Genomic DNA, 14,250 nt, shown 5'->3' with positions numbered 1-14,250 from the left:
TGGCGTGGACTGGCATGCGGTGAAGGGGTGTCAGCCAGCAGGTCGGTGGCCAGAGGCAGGAGTGCAGGCAATACCCGGATAAGCGGGGCCGCCTCCAAGCCATTGTAAAATCAGAAAGTTCGAAGTTTTGTGCGCCAACCAATTAAAACACCCCGATATGAAGCTGTTTGCTACTTCCCTACTGGCCGCCTTGCTGGCCATGCCTGCCGTGTCGTCTTTTGCTGCCGGCGAGGCGCCTGCGCACGACGCGGCCGCGGCGCCCGCTGCGGCAGCCCCTGCCAAGGTCGCCAAACCTGACCTGGTGAAGGGCGAAGCCAGCTTTACCGCAGTGTGCGCCAGCTGCCACGGCGCCGACGGCAATTCGGGTACACCTGCCAACCCCAAGCTGGCCCAGCAGCACCCGGAATACCTGGTCAAGCAGTTGCAGGAGTTCAAATCCGGCAAGCGCAAAAACGCCGTCATGCAGGGCTTTGCCTCGGCGCTGTCCGATGAGGACATGAAAAACATCGCTTACTGGGTCAGCTCGAAAAAAGCCAAGACCGGTTTCGCCAAAGACAAGGAACTGGTGGCCCTCGGTGAGCGCATTTACCGCGGCGGCGTGGCCGACCGCCAGATCGCCGCGTGTGCCGGCTGCCACAGCCCGACGGGCGCTGGCATCCCGTCACAATACCCCCGCCTGTCGGGCCAGCATGCTGAATACACCGCCACGCAGTTGACATCCTTCCGCGACGGAGCCCGAAAGAACAGCCCGCAAATGAACCAGGTCGTTGTCAAGCTCAATGACCGCGAGATCCGCGCACTGGCCGATTACATTGCCGGCTTGCGTTGAACAGGCGGGTTTACCGGGCCGGTAAACCCTTTTCCGCAGAAAAGGACGCCAGATCGTCCGCTGTATTGAACCCAAGCCTCCAAAACCAATCACACCATGGCGGGTCTTTCTGACGAAAGCCCCGCCTTTTTCTTTTTTGTTGACCCTTTGACCCGGCATACGGCCCCATTTCACGCATGACAGTTTCCACCCAAGGCATAAAAGTCCACTGGGGCTCCCGCTCCCTGCGGGCGTCCGTGGAGTTGCTGTCGTCCATGCGGTTTTCCATTTCGCTGCTGACCGTCATCTGCATTGCCTCGGTCATTGGCACGGTGCTCAAGCAGCAGGAGCCGCTTGGCAATTACGTGAACCAGTTTGGACCGTTCTGGGCGCAGGTTTTCAGCCTGGTGAGCCTGAACACGGTCTACAGCGCCTGGTGGTTCTTGCTGATCCTGGCTTTTCTGGTCACCAGCACCAGCCTGTGCATTGCCCGCAACACGCCAAAAATCCTGGCTGACCTGAACCACCTGAAGGAAAACGTTCGCGAGCAAAGCCTGAAGGCTTTTGGCCACCGCGCAGAGGGGGCCTTGTCTGAAGCGCCCGAGGTGGCGGCCCGGCGCATTGGCCAGACGCTGGTGCAAAGCGGCTGGAAGGTCAAGCTGCAGCGCCGTGACGCCGGCTGGATGGTGGCTGCCAAAAAGGGTGCAGCCAACAAACTCGGGTACATCGCGGCCCACAGCGCCATCGTGCTGGTATGCGTGGGCGGCCTGCTGGATGGCGACATGGTGGTGCGTGCGCAGATGTGGCTGGGCGGCAAGTCCACCTACACCGGTGGCGGCCTGATAGCCGACGTGCCGGCCGAGCACCGCCTGAGCGACCGCAACCCGACTTTTCGGGGCAACCTCCTGGTGGCCGAAGGTACGCAATCGGGCACCGCCATCCTGAACCAGCCTGGCGGGGTGCTGCTGCAGGAGCTGCCGTTTTCGATCGAGTTGAAGAAGTTCATCGTCGAGTACTACTCCACCGGCATGCCCAAGCTGTTTGCCAGCGACATCATCATTCATGACCGGGAAACCGGCGAGAAGATTCCGGCGCGGGTGGAAGTCAATCACCCGGCACGCCACAAGGGCATAGAGATTTACCAGTCCAGCTTTGACGATGGCGGTTCCAGCGTCACGCTCAAGGCCGTTCCCATAGCCCCTGCGGCCAAGGCATTTGAAATCCAGGGCACGATTGGCGGCGCCAGCAACCTGACCAACGGGGCGGACAAACTGACACTCGAATACACCGGGCTGCGCGTCATCAACGTGGAAAACTTCGCGTCGGCCAGCACGCTGGGGGCAGGTTCGGGGACGGATGTGCGCAAGGTGGATCTGCACCAGGCCATTGACACGCGGCTGGGGGCTGCCAACAAGACGGTGACACGCAAGGAGCTGCGCAATATCGGCCCCAGCGTAAGTTACAAACTGCGCGATGCCGCGGGCCAGGCCCGTGAATTCAACAACTACATGTTGCCCGTCAAGATGGAGGACGGCGCCGACAGTCCGGCGGTGTACCTGATGGGGGTGCGCGAAACGCCGGCCGATCCATTTCAGTACCTGCGCATTCCTGTGGACGCCGAAGGCGGCATGGACACCTTTTTGCGCGTGCGCGCCGCGCTGGCCGACCCTGTGCGGCGCGAGCTGGCCGTCAAGCGGTATGCCAGCCAGGCCATTGGCGCTGACCGGCCGGAATTGGCGCAGCAGCTGACGGCGTCGGCCTCGCGCGCATTGGCCTTGTTTGCGGGGGCGGGGCCTGATGGCGCACCGTCGGGCAATGCCAAAACGCCGGCCGGCCTGCAGGCCATTTCCGACTTCATGGAGGCCAATGTGCCCGAGGCCGAGCGCAACCGCGCGGGTGAGGTGTTGATCCGCATCCTCAATGGTGTGCTGTTTGAGCTGACCCAGATGACGCGGGCGCAAAACGGCCTCAAGCCGCTGGCGCAGGACGACAAGACGCAAGGGTTCATGTCCCAGATGGTGCTCAGCCTGTCGGATGCCCACCACTATCCCGCGCCCATGGCCTTCGCGTTGAAAGACTTCACGCAGGTCCAGGCCAGCGTGTTCCAGGTGGCCCGGGCGCCGGGCAGGAACATTGTTTACCTGGGCTGTGCCTTCCTGATCCTGGGGGTGTTCGCGATGCTGTACGTGCGGGAGCGCCGTGTCTGGGTCTGGCTGGCGCCGGGCGGTGGCAATCCGGCTAATTCGGGTCATTCCGGCGAGGGCGGCGGTCCGGCGCATTCAGTGCCAGAATCAGGCTCCAGCAGCCACGCCACCATGGCCTTGTCCACCAACCGCAAAACCATGGATGGTGACAGGGAGTTTGAGATGTTGAAAACGAAACTGTTGCAGGCGCCTTTATGAACACCCCCTCTAGTTACACAGCAGCCATCAACACCACCACGCTGACTGCGGGGCGTCGTTCGGGGCAAGACAGCACCCTCAGCCTGAATGAAGGCTATTTCTCCCGGCGTAACGCGTTGGACTGGGTGTTCGCGGCGCTGGTTCTGGCGGGCGGCCTGTACGCCTTTGCCCGTTACAACGCTTTCATGGATGTGTACGAAAAGGGCATCCTGCTGGCCGCCATGCCGGCTGCCATTGCCATGGGCTGGTTCTGGCGTCCCCTGCGGGTGCTGATGGCGGCCGTCACCGGCTTTGCCCTGCTCGGCATCGTGTCTTACCAGGGGGACCTGGCACGGGCGGAGCAGGTGTTCTGGCTCAAGTATTTCCTCTCCAGCCAGTCGGCCATCCTGTGGATGAGCGTGCTCTTTTTCATGAGCACGATTTTTTACTGGCTTGGGATGTTTGCCGGGCGTGAGGGCTCGGGCCAGAGCGCGACGCTGGAATCCCTAGGCTCAAAAATCGCCTGGGTGGCCGTGGGCATGGCCCTGATCGGCACGCTGGTGCGCTGGTACGAAAGCTACCTGATCGGCGCCGACATCGGGCACATCCCCGTGAGCAACCTGTATGAGGTGTTCGTGCTGTTTTGCTGGATGACAGCGGCGTTTTACCTCTACTTTGAAGCGCAGTACGACACCCGTGCCCTGGGTGCCTTCGTGATGCTGGTGGTGAGTGCCGCCGTCGGCTTCCTGCTTTGGTACACCGTGGTGCGCGAAGCCCATGAGATCCAGCCCCTGGTGCCGGCCCTCAAAAGCTGGTGGATGAAGCTGCATGTGCCGGCCAATTTCATCGGCTACGGCATGTTCTCGCTCTCGGCCATGGTATCGCTGTCCTACCTGATCAAGCAGCAGGCCGGCGAAACCCGCTGGTACAAACTCACGCCCCTGTGGCTGTTGGGCGTCGTGCTCTGTTTCGTGCCGATTGTTTTCCGCAAGTCGCCCGCCGAGGTAGGCGGCGGCAATTACTGGGCCGGTTATCTGCTGGTGTCCGGATTGATTGCCGGCGGGCTCTTGCTGGGCCGCCAGCGCATTGCCGCGCGCCTGCCCAGCTTTGAAATACTTGACGACGTGATGTACAAGGCCATCGCTGTTGGCTTTGCCTTTTTCACGATTGCGACCGTGCTGGGTGCACTCTGGGCCGCTGAGGCCTGGGGCGGCTACTGGAGCTGGGATCCGAAGGAAACCTGGGCCCTGATTGTCTGGTTGAACTACGCCGCCTGGCTGCACATGCGGCTCATGAAAGGCCTGCGCGGAACGGTCGCCGCCTGGTGGGCGCTGGTCGGCCTGGCGGTCACCACCTTTGCCTTTCTGGGTGTCAACATGTTCCTGTCGGGCCTGCACAGTTACGGAACCTTGTAGCCGCGAACCGGGTCCTTGTAAACATCCATGTAAGGGTTGGCTGCGTCATCAGACTAACCACTAAAGCAACTTCAAGGACCTCAGATGCTCATCAAGACGAACGCCAGCGGGTTTAACCACCCGGTTCCCAGCGAGATCACACCCCAGGGCATTTACCAGTCCCGGCGCGAACTGATCAAGCTGATGGCTACGGGTACAGCGGGTGCCGCGCTGGCCGGTTGGGCCGGCCGCGAGGCTTTGGCGCAGGCGGTGCCAAAGCCCGGCAAGCTGGCGTCGTTGGCCGGCGGCAAATCGGCGGTGGCGGGTGCCATGGTTATGGACAAAGTCACCGACTACAAAGACGTCACCACGTACAACAACTTTTATGAGTTTGGCACGGACAAGGCCGACCCGGCCAAAAACGCCCATACGCTGGTGACCAAGCCCTGGTCGGTGGCTGTTGAAGGACTGGTCAAGGAGCCCAAAACCTACACGCTGGAAGACCTGATCAGGCTCAGCCCGCAGGAAGAGCGCATTTACCGCCTGCGCTGCGTGGAGGGCTGGTCCATGGTGATTCCGTGGGTGGGGTACTCGCTGTCCGAGCTGATCAGGAAAGTCGAGCCCCTGGGCAGCGCCAAATACGTGGAATTCATCAGCCAGGCCGACCCTAAAACCATGCCCTTTGTCGGTTCCCGCGTGCTTGACTGGCCTTACGTCGAGGCCCTGCGCATGGATGAGGCCATGCATCCGCTGGCCTTGCTGACCTTCGGCATGTATGGGGAAGTGTTGCCCAACCAGAATGGCGCGCCGGTGCGCATGGTTCTGCCCTGGAAATACGGCTTTAAAAGTGGCAAAAGCATCGTCAAGATCCGCTTTACCGACAAGGAGCCACGGACCGCCTGGAACAAGGCGGCGGCACAGGAGTATGGCTTTTATTCCAATGTGAACCCGAACGTGGACCATCCCCGATGGAGCCAGGCCACCGAACGCCGCATCGGCGAAGACGGCCTGTTTGCCAAGAAGCGCAAGACCCTGATGTTCAACGGCTATGAAGCGCAGGTGGGCCAGCTCTATGCGGGCATGGATCTCAAGAAGTTTTTCTGAAGGTTCCCAGATGATTTCGCGCCAAAGGCTGTTGCTGCATTCCGCCGCCAAGCCATTGCTGTTCGTCCTCTGCCTGCTGCCTTTTGCCTGGCTGTTTTACAGCGCGCTGAGCGACCAGCTGGGTGCCAACCCGGCTGAAGCGCTGATTCGGGCCACCGGTGACTGGACGCTGCGCTTCATCTGCATTGTGCTGGCGGTCACGCCCTTGAGGGTCATCAGCAACACGCCGGCACTGGCGCGATTTCGGCGCATGCTGGGGCTGTTTGCCTATTTTTATGTGGTGACCCACCTGCTGAGCTACAGCTGGTTTGACATGGGTTTCGATATTCCGGACATCACCAAAGACATCGCCAAGCGGCCCTTTATTCTGGTGGGATTTACCGCGTTTGTGCTGTTGACCCCGCTGGCCGCCACCTCATTCAATGCCGCGATCAAGGCCATGGGGGCCAGGCGTTGGCAATGGCTGCACAAGCTGGTCTATCTGATTGCCGGTTTGGGGCTGCTGCATTTCTTCTGGATGCGCGCGGCCAAGAACAATTTTGCCGAGGTGTTTGTGTATGCCGCCATCATTGCGCTGCTTCTCGGCTGGCGCGTGCAGCAGTCCCTGAGGAAAAAGAGGCCGCTGCCCATGCCCAGCGGGCGCGTCAAGCTATCGTCCTGAATGGCTGGCTGCATCGCCTGAACGGGCACCCCTGCCATTGCCCTGGCTTTATTCGGCCACCAGTTGTTCATGGCGCATCTGGTCCTGCGCATCTTCGCGGCGGCGTATCAGGTGTGCCTGGCTGCCGTCGACCAGCACTTCGGCGGCGCGGCCGCGCGTGTTGTAGTTGCTGGCCATGCTCATGCAGTAAGCGCCCGCTGACAACACCGCCAGCAGGTCGCCCGCGTTGACGGCCAGAGACCTGTCACGGCCGATCCAGTCACCGCTCTCGCAGACCGGACCCACGACGTCGTATGTGCTGGCCGGGGCGGGGCTGCCGGACACCACCGGGACAATGGCGTGAAAAGCCTGGTACATGGCTGGGCGCGGCAAGTCGTTCATGGCCGCGTCGATGATGCAGAAGTTTTTCTGCTCACCGGGTTTCAGGTAGAGCACCTCGGTCAGGCAAATGCCGGCGTTGCCGACCAGCGAACGGCCCGGCTCAATCATCAGTTTCTTGTTGCCATAGCCGCGTGCGTCCAGTTTGGCCAGCAGTTGCCGCCACAGCGCGTCGGCTTCGGGCGGGGTGTCACCGTTGTAATTGATGCCCAGGCCGCCGCCGAAGTCGATGTGGTCCAACGCGATGCCCGCGCTTTCAATGGACGCTACCAGATCAAGCACCCGGTCCATGGCGTCGAGGTAGGGTGTGGTTTCCGTGATCTGCGAGCCGATGTGGCAGTCAATACCCACAACCTGCAAGCCGGGCAGGGAAGCGGCATGCCGGTAAATGCGCAGGGCGTCTTCATGGGCAACGCCGAATTTATTGCCTTTGAGCCCCGTGGAAATATAGGGATGCGTCTTGGGATCGACATTCGGATTCACGCGAATGCTCACCGGTGCACGCAAGTTCATCGTCGCAGCGACGCCGGACAGCACATCCAGCTCGGCTTCGCTTTCGACGTTAAAGCAGCCAATGCCGGCCGCCAGCGCCTGCCGCATTTCGGCACGCGTTTTGCCGACACCGGAGAAAATGATTTTCCTGGCCTGGCCACCCGCCGCGAGCACACGCTCCAGCTCGCCCCCCGAAACGATGTCGAAACCGCAGCCGGCCCGGGCAAACACTTGCAGCACGCCCAGCGACGAGTTGGCCTTCATGGCGTAACAGATCTGCACATCGCGCCCGGCAAAGCCGCGCTGGTAAGCGGCCAGGGCCGACAGCATTGCGGCCCTGGAATAAACAAATAGCGGTGTGCCGTGCGTGCTCGCCAATTCGTTGACTTTCAGGTTTTCGGCAAACAGGTCATTGCCACGGTATGCAAAATGAGGGTGGCCTGGGAGCTTGTGGTCTGTCATGGATGAGCCGGTTGTCAAAACGTTGGGTCTATGGCGGTTGATCTTAAGGAGTGCCAGCATCGAAAGCCATGACGGAATCAAGGCTCCAAGCCGCCCCTGCCTTTGTTTTCAAGCTTCAGGAGCGTGGGCGCCTGTATTCTTGCCAGGCGGGGGATGTGCACCAGCCAGCAATGGCGGAGTTCATCGGGCGGCCGACGCGGGTGTAGCCGGCACCACCGCCGTCGCTGCTGCGCCAGGATTAGCGGCAGTTGTTGCCGTAGCAGTGGGTGCCTTGGGCGGTGGGGGAAGGAAGAGCGGGCCTTTCTGGCCGCAGCCGACCAGTGCCGCAGCGCCAACCACGATGGCGACAAGGCCATGCCTGGAAACAAAAGCCCGAAGGCAGCCTAAAATTTGAAACCAGGAATGATGTGAAGAAACCATGATGGGATTGTAATGACGGACCTTGAATACCAGGACTTGGCGGAGAGCGCGCTCAGGGCCGTTGAGACGGCCTGCGATCGGATCAACGATGAAACCGATGCTGACATTGACAACCAGCGTACCGGCGGCATGATCACGCTGACATTTTCAAACCGCAGCCAGATCATCATCAATCTGCAAAAACCATTGCAGGAAATATGGATGGCCGCCAAGGCGGGTGGGTTTCATTACAAATTTCATGGTAATCAATGGTTGGACACCAAGGATTCGAGCGAGCTTTTCTCCGGTTTGTCGCGTTACGCCAGTGAGCAGGCGGGTCAGTTGCTGGTATTCAGGGCGCCTGCCCAACTGACCGGGTGAGCGGGCCGGGCCGCAGCACGCGCCGGCCCCATCCGCACCGACAATGGCATCGGCTCAGGGGACTGGATCATGCACCGCGGCTTGTGCCTGTCAGTTCTTGAACAGATCCAGAATCCGTTTCTTTTCGTCTGAGGGCGGCAATACCTGAATGGGGCCGCCTGGCGTACCCGGGGCAGGTAGCTGGCCAGCATTGACCGTTGCCGGATCCTGCGTTCCCACACTGCTCACCCCCAAGCCCTTCGCGTACTCGTTGTAGTACCACTCGCCGTTGACGTTCACCACGCCTTCGGGTGGCGGGTATTCGGTGACCGGTACGCCTTTCAGGGCGTATTCCATGAAGTTGATCCAGATGGGCAAACTCAGGCCGCCGCCGGTTTCCCGATCACCGAGCTTTTTGGGCGTGTCATAGCCCATCCAGACCGCTGCCGCCAGGGTGGGCTGAAAACCCACGAACCATGTGTCGATCGAGTCATTGGTGGTACCGGTTTTGCCGAAAAGATCGGGACGCTTGAGGGTCGCCTGCGCCTTGGCGGCCGTGCCTGAGCGCGCCACTTCCTGCAGCAGGCTGTCCATGACGAAGGCATTGCGGGCATCGATGGCCCTGGCCGACTCGTCCAGGACCGGTGGCGTGGCTTCGAGCAGCACCTTGCCGCGCTGGTCGGTGATTTTGGTAACCAGGTAGGGGTTGACGCGGTAACCGCCGTTGGCAAACACCGAATAAGCCGTGGCCATTTGCATGGGCGTGACGGACCCGGCACCCAGTGCCATGGTCAGGTAAGCCGGATGTTTTTCCGCCTCAAACCCGAAATGACTGATCCAGTCCTGCGCATAGGGGGCGCCTATGGATTGCAGGATACGGATGGAAATCATGTTTTTTGACTTTTTCAGGCCAGTCCGTAAATTCATCGGGCCCTCAAAGGTGCCGTCATAGTTCTTGGGCTCCCAGGGCTGGCCGCCCGTCACACCGGCGTCAAAAAACAGTGGTGCGTCGTTGACCACGGTGGCCGGCGTGAAGCCTTTCTCCAGGGCCGCCGAATAGATGAACGGCTTGAAGCTGGAGCCCGGTTGCCGCCAGGCCTGGGTCACGTGGTTGAACTTGTTCTTCTCAAAATCAAACCCCCCCACCAGCGCGCGGATGGAGCCGTCACGCGGGTCCAGCGCTACAAATGCCCCTTCAACTTCAGGTAGCTGGGTGATTTCCCAGGTGTTTTTGGGCGTTTTGGCCACCCGGATCAGGGCGCCACGGCGGATTTTGATGCTGGGTCCGGCCTTGTCGGCCAGGCCAGACTGCGCCGGCCTGAGGCCTTCGCCGGTGATTTCAACCGTTTCGCTGTTCTGGCGCATAGCGAGAATCCGTTTCGGATTGGCTTCAAGCACCACAGCCGACATCACGTCGCCGTTATCGGGATTGTCGGTCAGTGCGTCGTCAATCGCATCTTCCGTCTCCTGCGGGTTGGCGGGAAGGTCGATGAATTTTTCAGGGCCCCGGTAAATTTGCCGACGTTCGTAGTCCATGATGCCCTTGCGCAAGGCCTTGTAGGCTACCGTCTGGTCGTCCGCGCGCAAGGTGGTGTAGACATTGAGGCCACGGGTATAGGTTTCGTCGCCGTACTGGTTGTAGACCAGTTGGCGAACAGTTTCAGCGACATATTCGGCATGCACACGGCCGGCATCGCGCCCGTTCCTGACCTGAAGCTCCTCCTCCTTGGCGGCCTTGGCCTGCTCTGCCGTGATGAAGCCGTTCTCCTGCATGCGCTCAATGATGTAGAGCTGGCGGGCTTTTGCGCGCTTGGGGTTGATGATCGGGTTGTATGCCGAGGGCGCCTTGGGCAGGCCGGCCAACATCGCGGCTTCGGCAATGGAGATGTTCTTGAGGGGTTTGCCAAAATATGCCTCCGAAGCAGCGGCAAAGCCATAGGCCCGGTTCCCCAAGAAAATCTGGTTCATGTAGATTTCGAGGATCTGGTCCTTGGTCAGCAGGTGCTCCAGCTTGAAGGTCAGCAGGATTTCATAAATCTTGCGGGTATAGCTTTTTTCCGCGGACAGGTACACATTGCGGGCTACCTGCATGGTGATGGTGGAGGCGCCCTGGCTTTTTGCCCGGCCCACATTGGCAAAGCCGGCGCGGATCACGCCAAGGTAGTCCACGCCACCATGCGAAAAGAAGCGGGCATCCTCGATCGCCAGTACCGCGTCCTTCATGACCTGCGGGATGTCTTTGATGGGCGTGAGATTTCTGCGTTCTTCGCCAAACTCGCCAATCACCACGCCATCTGCGGAATACACACGCAGCGGCAACTTGGGCCGGTAGTCCAATAAATCCGAGATGTCTGGCAGGTTGGGGTAGGCCACCGACAAGGCGACGGCTACAAACAGAAGGATGCCGACCACGCCCGCCAGCGCCAGCCCGGCGCCCCACAAAACCAGCTTGGTCAGCCAGCGTTGCCAGGAGGGCTGCGTCACTGCGTGGGCGTTTGAGTTCGAAGAGGAGGGCTTGGTGGGCATGTAGGCAATCGTAGAGTCGCGAAGCTATTATAAAAATCCCTGAAACACGTATATATCTGGTGCCTTCCCGCGCGCCATACTTTTACGTTTGCAGACAGCTCTTTGCCTCAGTTGCTGTCGGTGCGGTCCGTCAAAACCGTCTGCTTTTGACAACGCTCTTGGTGCCTGGAATGAGAAAAATCCTTACAGCACAAAGAGCTTACTGCTACTATTCAAGTGATTTCTTAAGTATGCAGGGCTACATATTAGCCGTCATTTGGGGACCGCCTTGATCTCTTTGGGATCGTTATTCAACAGTCAAGAGCCCGCTTTGCTGGGCCTCGATATCAGTTCGTCCAGCGTCAAGCTGGTGGAGTTGAGCCGTGACAAGGCCGGTAACCTGGTGCTTGACCGCTGCGCGATAGAGCCGCTGGAACGGGGCTGGATCACCGATGGCAATGTCGAGAAATTCGACGAGGTGGCCGAAGCGGTGCGCCGGCTGGTCAAAAAGAGCGGAACACGAACCAAAAATGTGGCCATGGCGCTACCTGCCTCGGCGGTGATTACCAAGAAAATCATCCTGCCGGGTGGCCTGAGCGATGCCGAACTTGAACTTCAGGTCGAAACCGAAGCCAATCAGTACATACCCTTTTCGCTCGACGAGGTCAGTCTGGATTTCTGCGTGGTGGGGCCCAGCGCCACATCGAGCGGCGATGTCGAGGTGCTGATTGCCGCTTCGCGCAAGGAAAAGGTGCAGGACCGGCAGGGTCTGGCGGAAGCCGCCGGGCTGAAACCCATTGTGATCGATGTGGAGTCATACGCGTCCCGACTGGCAACGGCGCGGCTGATCGAGAGTCTGCCCAACAAGGGGGTGGATACGCTGGTTGCCCTGTTTGAAGTGGGCGCTTTGACCACCAGCATGCAGGTCATCAAGAACGATGATGTGTTGTACGAGCGCGACCAGGCCTTTGGCGGCGCGCAACTCACCCAGTTGATTGTTCGCCAATACGGTTTTTCGTCCGAAGAAGCGGAGAGCAAAAAACGCAGTGGCGACCTGCCGGAAGATTACGAATCGGGTGTCCTGAAACCTTTTGTCGAGAGCATGGCCCAGGAAATCGGCCGGGCGCTTCAGTTCTTCTTCACCAGCACGCCCCATAACAAAGTCGATTACGTGATGCTGGCGGGCGGCTCATCCGCATTGCCTGGGCTCAATGATGCCGTCACGCAGCAGACTTCCTTTGCCTGCCTGCTGGCCAATCCCTTTGAAGGCATGGAGCTGGGCAGCGATGTCCGGGAAAAGAAAATGCGGCGTGAAGCGTCATCTTATTTGACGTCTTGCGGTCTGGCCTTGCGGAGGTTCATGCAGTGATTCTGATCAATCTGCTCCCGCACCGGGAAGCTGCGCGCAAGCGCAGGCGCGAGGTGTTTTTTGCGACCTTGGGTGTCGCCGCGCTGGTTGGCGTGCTGATTTCCGGCGCTGTGTACACCTGGTATCTGACTCAAATTGAAAGCCAGCAGGCGAAAAACAACTTCCTGAAAACCGAAATCACCCGCCTTGAGGGCCAAATCAAGGAGATCGCGACCTTGCAGGCGGAGATCGCCGCGCTGAGGGCTCGCCAGAATGCGGTGGAGGATTTGCAGGGAAACCGCAACCTGCCGGTCTACCTGCTCAGCGAATTGGTCAAGCAATTGCCTGATGGCGTCTATATCAACAGCATGAAGCAGGACAACCAGACCGTCCTGATCACCGGTACTGCGCAGTCCAACGAGCGGGTTTCCGAACTGTTGCGCAATTTTGCCAACAACAGCCCCTGGTTGACCAAGCCGGAACTCGTGGAAATCGTCGCCGGCTCGGTCGCGCTGAGCCAGCGCGACCAGCGGCGGGTAGCCAACTTCTCCATGCGCGTAGGGCTCAAGCGGGCCAGTGATCCGAAGGCTGCGAGTTCTGCAGCCTCAAGTTCAGTGGCAGGGCCTGCGCTTCCTGCGGCGTCTTCTGCCGCAGCCAAGCCAGCTGCTGTCGCCTCGGCAGCGGCCAAGATATGAAGACCAGGGTTGAACGAGACTGATCATGGCAAAAAAACCAAAATCTTCTGTCGATTTAGGCAGTTTCCAACGCAGCCTGAAAGCCCAGTTCAGCGGGCTTGATCCGAATGATCCACCCTCGTGGCCGGCTTTGCCACGCTATCTCCTATGCCTTGCCGTGACGGTGTTGGTGGTGGTCGCCATCTGGTTTTTGGGGCTGAACGCCTCTGACGAAGAGTTGACTGCAGAAAAAGCAAAAGAAGTTCAACTCAGGGATGACTACAAGAAGAAACTTGTGCAGGCCGTCAATCTGGATGCCCTGAAGAAACAGCGTGAACAGGTTCAGCAATACGTGACGCAGCTTGAAAAGCAGCTGCCGAGCAAAGCGGAGATGGATGCCCTGCTGTCCGATATCAATCAGGCCGGTTTGGGCCGCAGCCTGCAGTTTGAGTTGTTTCGTCCGGGTCAGGTGAGCGTCAAGGAGTATTACGCGGAATTGCCGATTGCCGTGCGCGTGTCGGGTCGCTATCACGATCTTGGGGCGTTTGCGGCGGATATTGCCAATCTGTCCCGTATCGTCACCCTGAACAATCTGAGCCTCCTGCCGGCCAAGGATGGCAATCTGACAATGGATACCACGGCCAAGACTTTCCGTTACCTCGACGGTGAAGAGGTGGCCTTGCAGCGCAAGAGCGCTCCCGCCAAGGGAGTCAAGAAATGAGAATCAGTCGCCCTGCATTGATCGCCAGCCTGACGCTGTTTTTATTCGGAATGGCCGGTTGCAGTTCGTCCGAACAGGAAGAACTGCAGCAGTGGATGGTGGATCAGCGAAACGCAACCAAGCCCAAGGTTGATCTTTTACCCGAGCCGACCAAGTTCACGCCGCAAGCCTATAACCAGGAAGGTTCAATAGAGCCGTTCAGCAATCAGAAACTGGCGCAGGCCTTGAAGCGCGATTCCAGTCAGGGAACGGCCAATGCAGCATTGGTCGCCCCCGAGTTGAGCCGGCGCAAGGAGCCTCTGGAGGCGTCTCCTCTGGATGCCGTGGTCATGGTCGGAAGCCTGATTAAAGTCGGCCTGCCCGTAGCACTTGTACGGGTCGACAACCTGATCTACCAGGTCCGGGTGGGTAATTATCTGGGCCAGAACTATGGCCGTATTACCAAGGTGACCGAAACCAGTGTTGCCCTGCGGGAAATCGTGCAAGACGCTGCAGGCGAATGGATAGAGCGGCCAGCGACTTTACAGTTATTAGAGGGATCAAAATGAATAACAAGCAGACAT

13 protein-coding genes are annotated in these 14,250 nt (G+C 59.7%); 10 read left to right on the top strand and 3 right to left on the bottom strand.

From position 1 onward, the window contains the following. Positions 1-157: 157 nt before the first annotated feature. The 5 genes from AC1DUB_RS05670 (at position 158) to AC1DUB_RS05650 (ending at position 6,348) form a co-directional block, all read left to right on the top strand. Positions 158-829 carry a c-type cytochrome gene (locus AC1DUB_RS05670; RefSeq protein WP_477728669.1) on the top strand — a complete coding sequence of 224 codons (672 nt, stop codon included), beginning with the start codon at positions 158-160 and terminating at the stop codon, positions 827-829. Positions 830-1,005: 176 nt separating this feature from the next. Continuing rightward, positions 1,006-3,210, top strand: a complete 2,205-nt coding sequence (locus AC1DUB_RS05665; RefSeq protein WP_477728668.1) for a cytochrome c biogenesis protein ResB — start codon at positions 1,006-1,008, stop codon at positions 3,208-3,210. Next, positions 3,207-4,604 carry a c-type cytochrome biogenesis protein CcsB gene (gene ccsB / locus AC1DUB_RS05660; protein ID WP_477728667.1) on the top strand — a complete coding sequence of 466 codons (1,398 nt, stop codon included), beginning with the start codon at positions 3,207-3,209 and terminating at the stop codon, positions 4,602-4,604. The genes AC1DUB_RS05665 and ccsB overlap by 4 nt, the downstream gene beginning before the upstream one ends. Before the next feature lie 84 nt (positions 4,605-4,688). Further along, positions 4,689-5,687, top strand: a complete 999-nt coding sequence (msrP, locus tag AC1DUB_RS05655; RefSeq protein ID WP_477728666.1) for a protein-methionine-sulfoxide reductase catalytic subunit MsrP — start codon at positions 4,689-4,691, stop codon at positions 5,685-5,687. Between the two features lie 10 nt (positions 5,688-5,697). Then, entirely contained in the window at positions 5,698-6,348 is a 651-nt protein-coding gene (locus AC1DUB_RS05650; RefSeq protein ID WP_477728665.1) for a protein-methionine-sulfoxide reductase heme-binding subunit MsrQ, read from the top strand. Between the two features lie 48 nt (positions 6,349-6,396). On the opposite strand, the gene lysA is transcribed toward AC1DUB_RS05650, so the two are convergent. Both lysA and lptM read right to left on the bottom strand, forming a co-directional pair. Continuing rightward, positions 6,397-7,680, bottom strand: coding sequence for a diaminopimelate decarboxylase (gene lysA / locus AC1DUB_RS05645; protein ID WP_477728664.1), 1,284 nt, complete (start codon positions 7,678-7,680; stop codon positions 6,397-6,399). 180 nt (positions 7,681-7,860) lie between these two features. Continuing rightward, positions 7,861-8,100, bottom strand: a complete 240-nt coding sequence (lptM, locus tag AC1DUB_RS05640; RefSeq protein WP_477728663.1) for an LPS translocon maturation chaperone LptM — start codon at positions 8,098-8,100, stop codon at positions 7,861-7,863. Positions 8,101-8,112: 12 nt separating this feature from the next. On the opposite strand from lptM, the gene cyaY reads away from it, so the two are divergent. Further along, the gene (gene cyaY, locus AC1DUB_RS05635; protein ID WP_477728662.1) at positions 8,113-8,460 is read left to right on the top strand and encodes an iron donor protein CyaY; all 348 of its coding nucleotides are present in this window, start codon (positions 8,113-8,115) and stop codon (positions 8,458-8,460) included. 90 nt (positions 8,461-8,550) lie between these two features. Here cyaY and AC1DUB_RS05630 read toward each other — a convergent pair whose 3' ends face one another. Continuing rightward, a complete protein-coding gene (locus AC1DUB_RS05630; protein WP_477728661.1) occupies positions 8,551-10,965 on the bottom strand; it encodes a penicillin-binding protein 1A in 2,415 nt (804 codons plus the stop codon). Between the two features lie 268 nt (positions 10,966-11,233). Here AC1DUB_RS05630 and AC1DUB_RS05625 point away from each other — a divergent pair, with 268 nt between their 5' ends. Genes AC1DUB_RS05625 through AC1DUB_RS05610 form a run of 4 tightly spaced genes read left to right on the top strand, consistent with a single transcriptional unit; the run spans position 11,234 to position 14,235 of the window. After that, positions 11,234-12,313, top strand: coding sequence for a pilus assembly protein PilM (locus AC1DUB_RS05625; RefSeq protein ID WP_477728660.1), 1,080 nt, complete (start codon positions 11,234-11,236; stop codon positions 12,311-12,313). Then, positions 12,310-12,987, top strand: coding sequence for a PilN domain-containing protein (locus AC1DUB_RS05620; RefSeq protein ID WP_477728659.1), 678 nt, complete (start codon positions 12,310-12,312; stop codon positions 12,985-12,987). Before AC1DUB_RS05625 ends, AC1DUB_RS05620 begins: the two co-directional genes overlap by 4 nt. A gap of 25 nt (positions 12,988-13,012) precedes the next feature. Continuing rightward, positions 13,013-13,687 carry a type IV pilus inner membrane component PilO gene (locus AC1DUB_RS05615; RefSeq protein ID WP_477728658.1) on the top strand — a complete coding sequence of 225 codons (675 nt, stop codon included), beginning with the start codon at positions 13,013-13,015 and terminating at the stop codon, positions 13,685-13,687. Then, on the top strand, positions 13,684-14,235 hold the full coding sequence (locus tag AC1DUB_RS05610) for a pilus assembly protein PilP (protein ID WP_477728657.1): 552 nt from the start codon (positions 13,684-13,686) through the stop codon (positions 14,233-14,235). The genes AC1DUB_RS05615 and AC1DUB_RS05610 overlap by 4 nt, the downstream gene beginning before the upstream one ends. Positions 14,236-14,250 lie beyond the last annotated feature (15 nt).

Source organism: Polaromonas sp. P4_F9 (assembly GCF_056401235.1).
This window is presented reverse-complemented; position numbering and strand designations above follow the sequence as displayed.

Excerpts from the sequence above, each read along its gene's own strand:
- AC1DUB_RS05650 (WP_477728665.1), top strand. The coding sequence starts at position 5,698 with ATGATTTCGCGCCAAAGGCTGTTGCTGCATTCCGCCGCCAAGCCATTG.
- msrP (WP_477728666.1), top strand. The coding sequence starts at position 4,689 with ATGCTCATCAAGACGAACGCCAGCGGGTTTAACCACCCGGTTCCCAGC.
- AC1DUB_RS05610 (WP_477728657.1), top strand. The coding sequence starts at position 13,684 with ATGAGAATCAGTCGCCCTGCATTGATCGCCAGCCTGACGCTGTTTTTA.
- cyaY (WP_477728662.1), top strand. The coding sequence starts at position 8,113 with ATGACGGACCTTGAATACCAGGACTTGGCGGAGAGCGCGCTCAGGGCC.
- AC1DUB_RS05665 (WP_477728668.1), top strand. The coding sequence starts at position 1,006 with ATGACAGTTTCCACCCAAGGCATAAAAGTCCACTGGGGCTCCCGCTCC.
- AC1DUB_RS05630 (WP_477728661.1), bottom strand. The coding sequence starts at position 10,965 with ATGCCCACCAAGCCCTCCTCTTCGAACTCAAACGCCCACGCAGTGACG.
- AC1DUB_RS05670 (WP_477728669.1), top strand. The coding sequence starts at position 158 with ATGAAGCTGTTTGCTACTTCCCTACTGGCCGCCTTGCTGGCCATGCCT.
- lptM (WP_477728663.1), bottom strand. The coding sequence starts at position 8,100 with ATGGTTTCTTCACATCATTCCTGGTTTCAAATTTTAGGCTGCCTTCGG.
- ccsB (WP_477728667.1), top strand. The coding sequence starts at position 3,207 with ATGAACACCCCCTCTAGTTACACAGCAGCCATCAACACCACCACGCTG.
- lysA (WP_477728664.1), bottom strand. The coding sequence starts at position 7,680 with ATGACAGACCACAAGCTCCCAGGCCACCCTCATTTTGCATACCGTGGC.
- AC1DUB_RS05615 (WP_477728658.1), top strand. The coding sequence starts at position 13,013 with ATGGCAAAAAAACCAAAATCTTCTGTCGATTTAGGCAGTTTCCAACGC.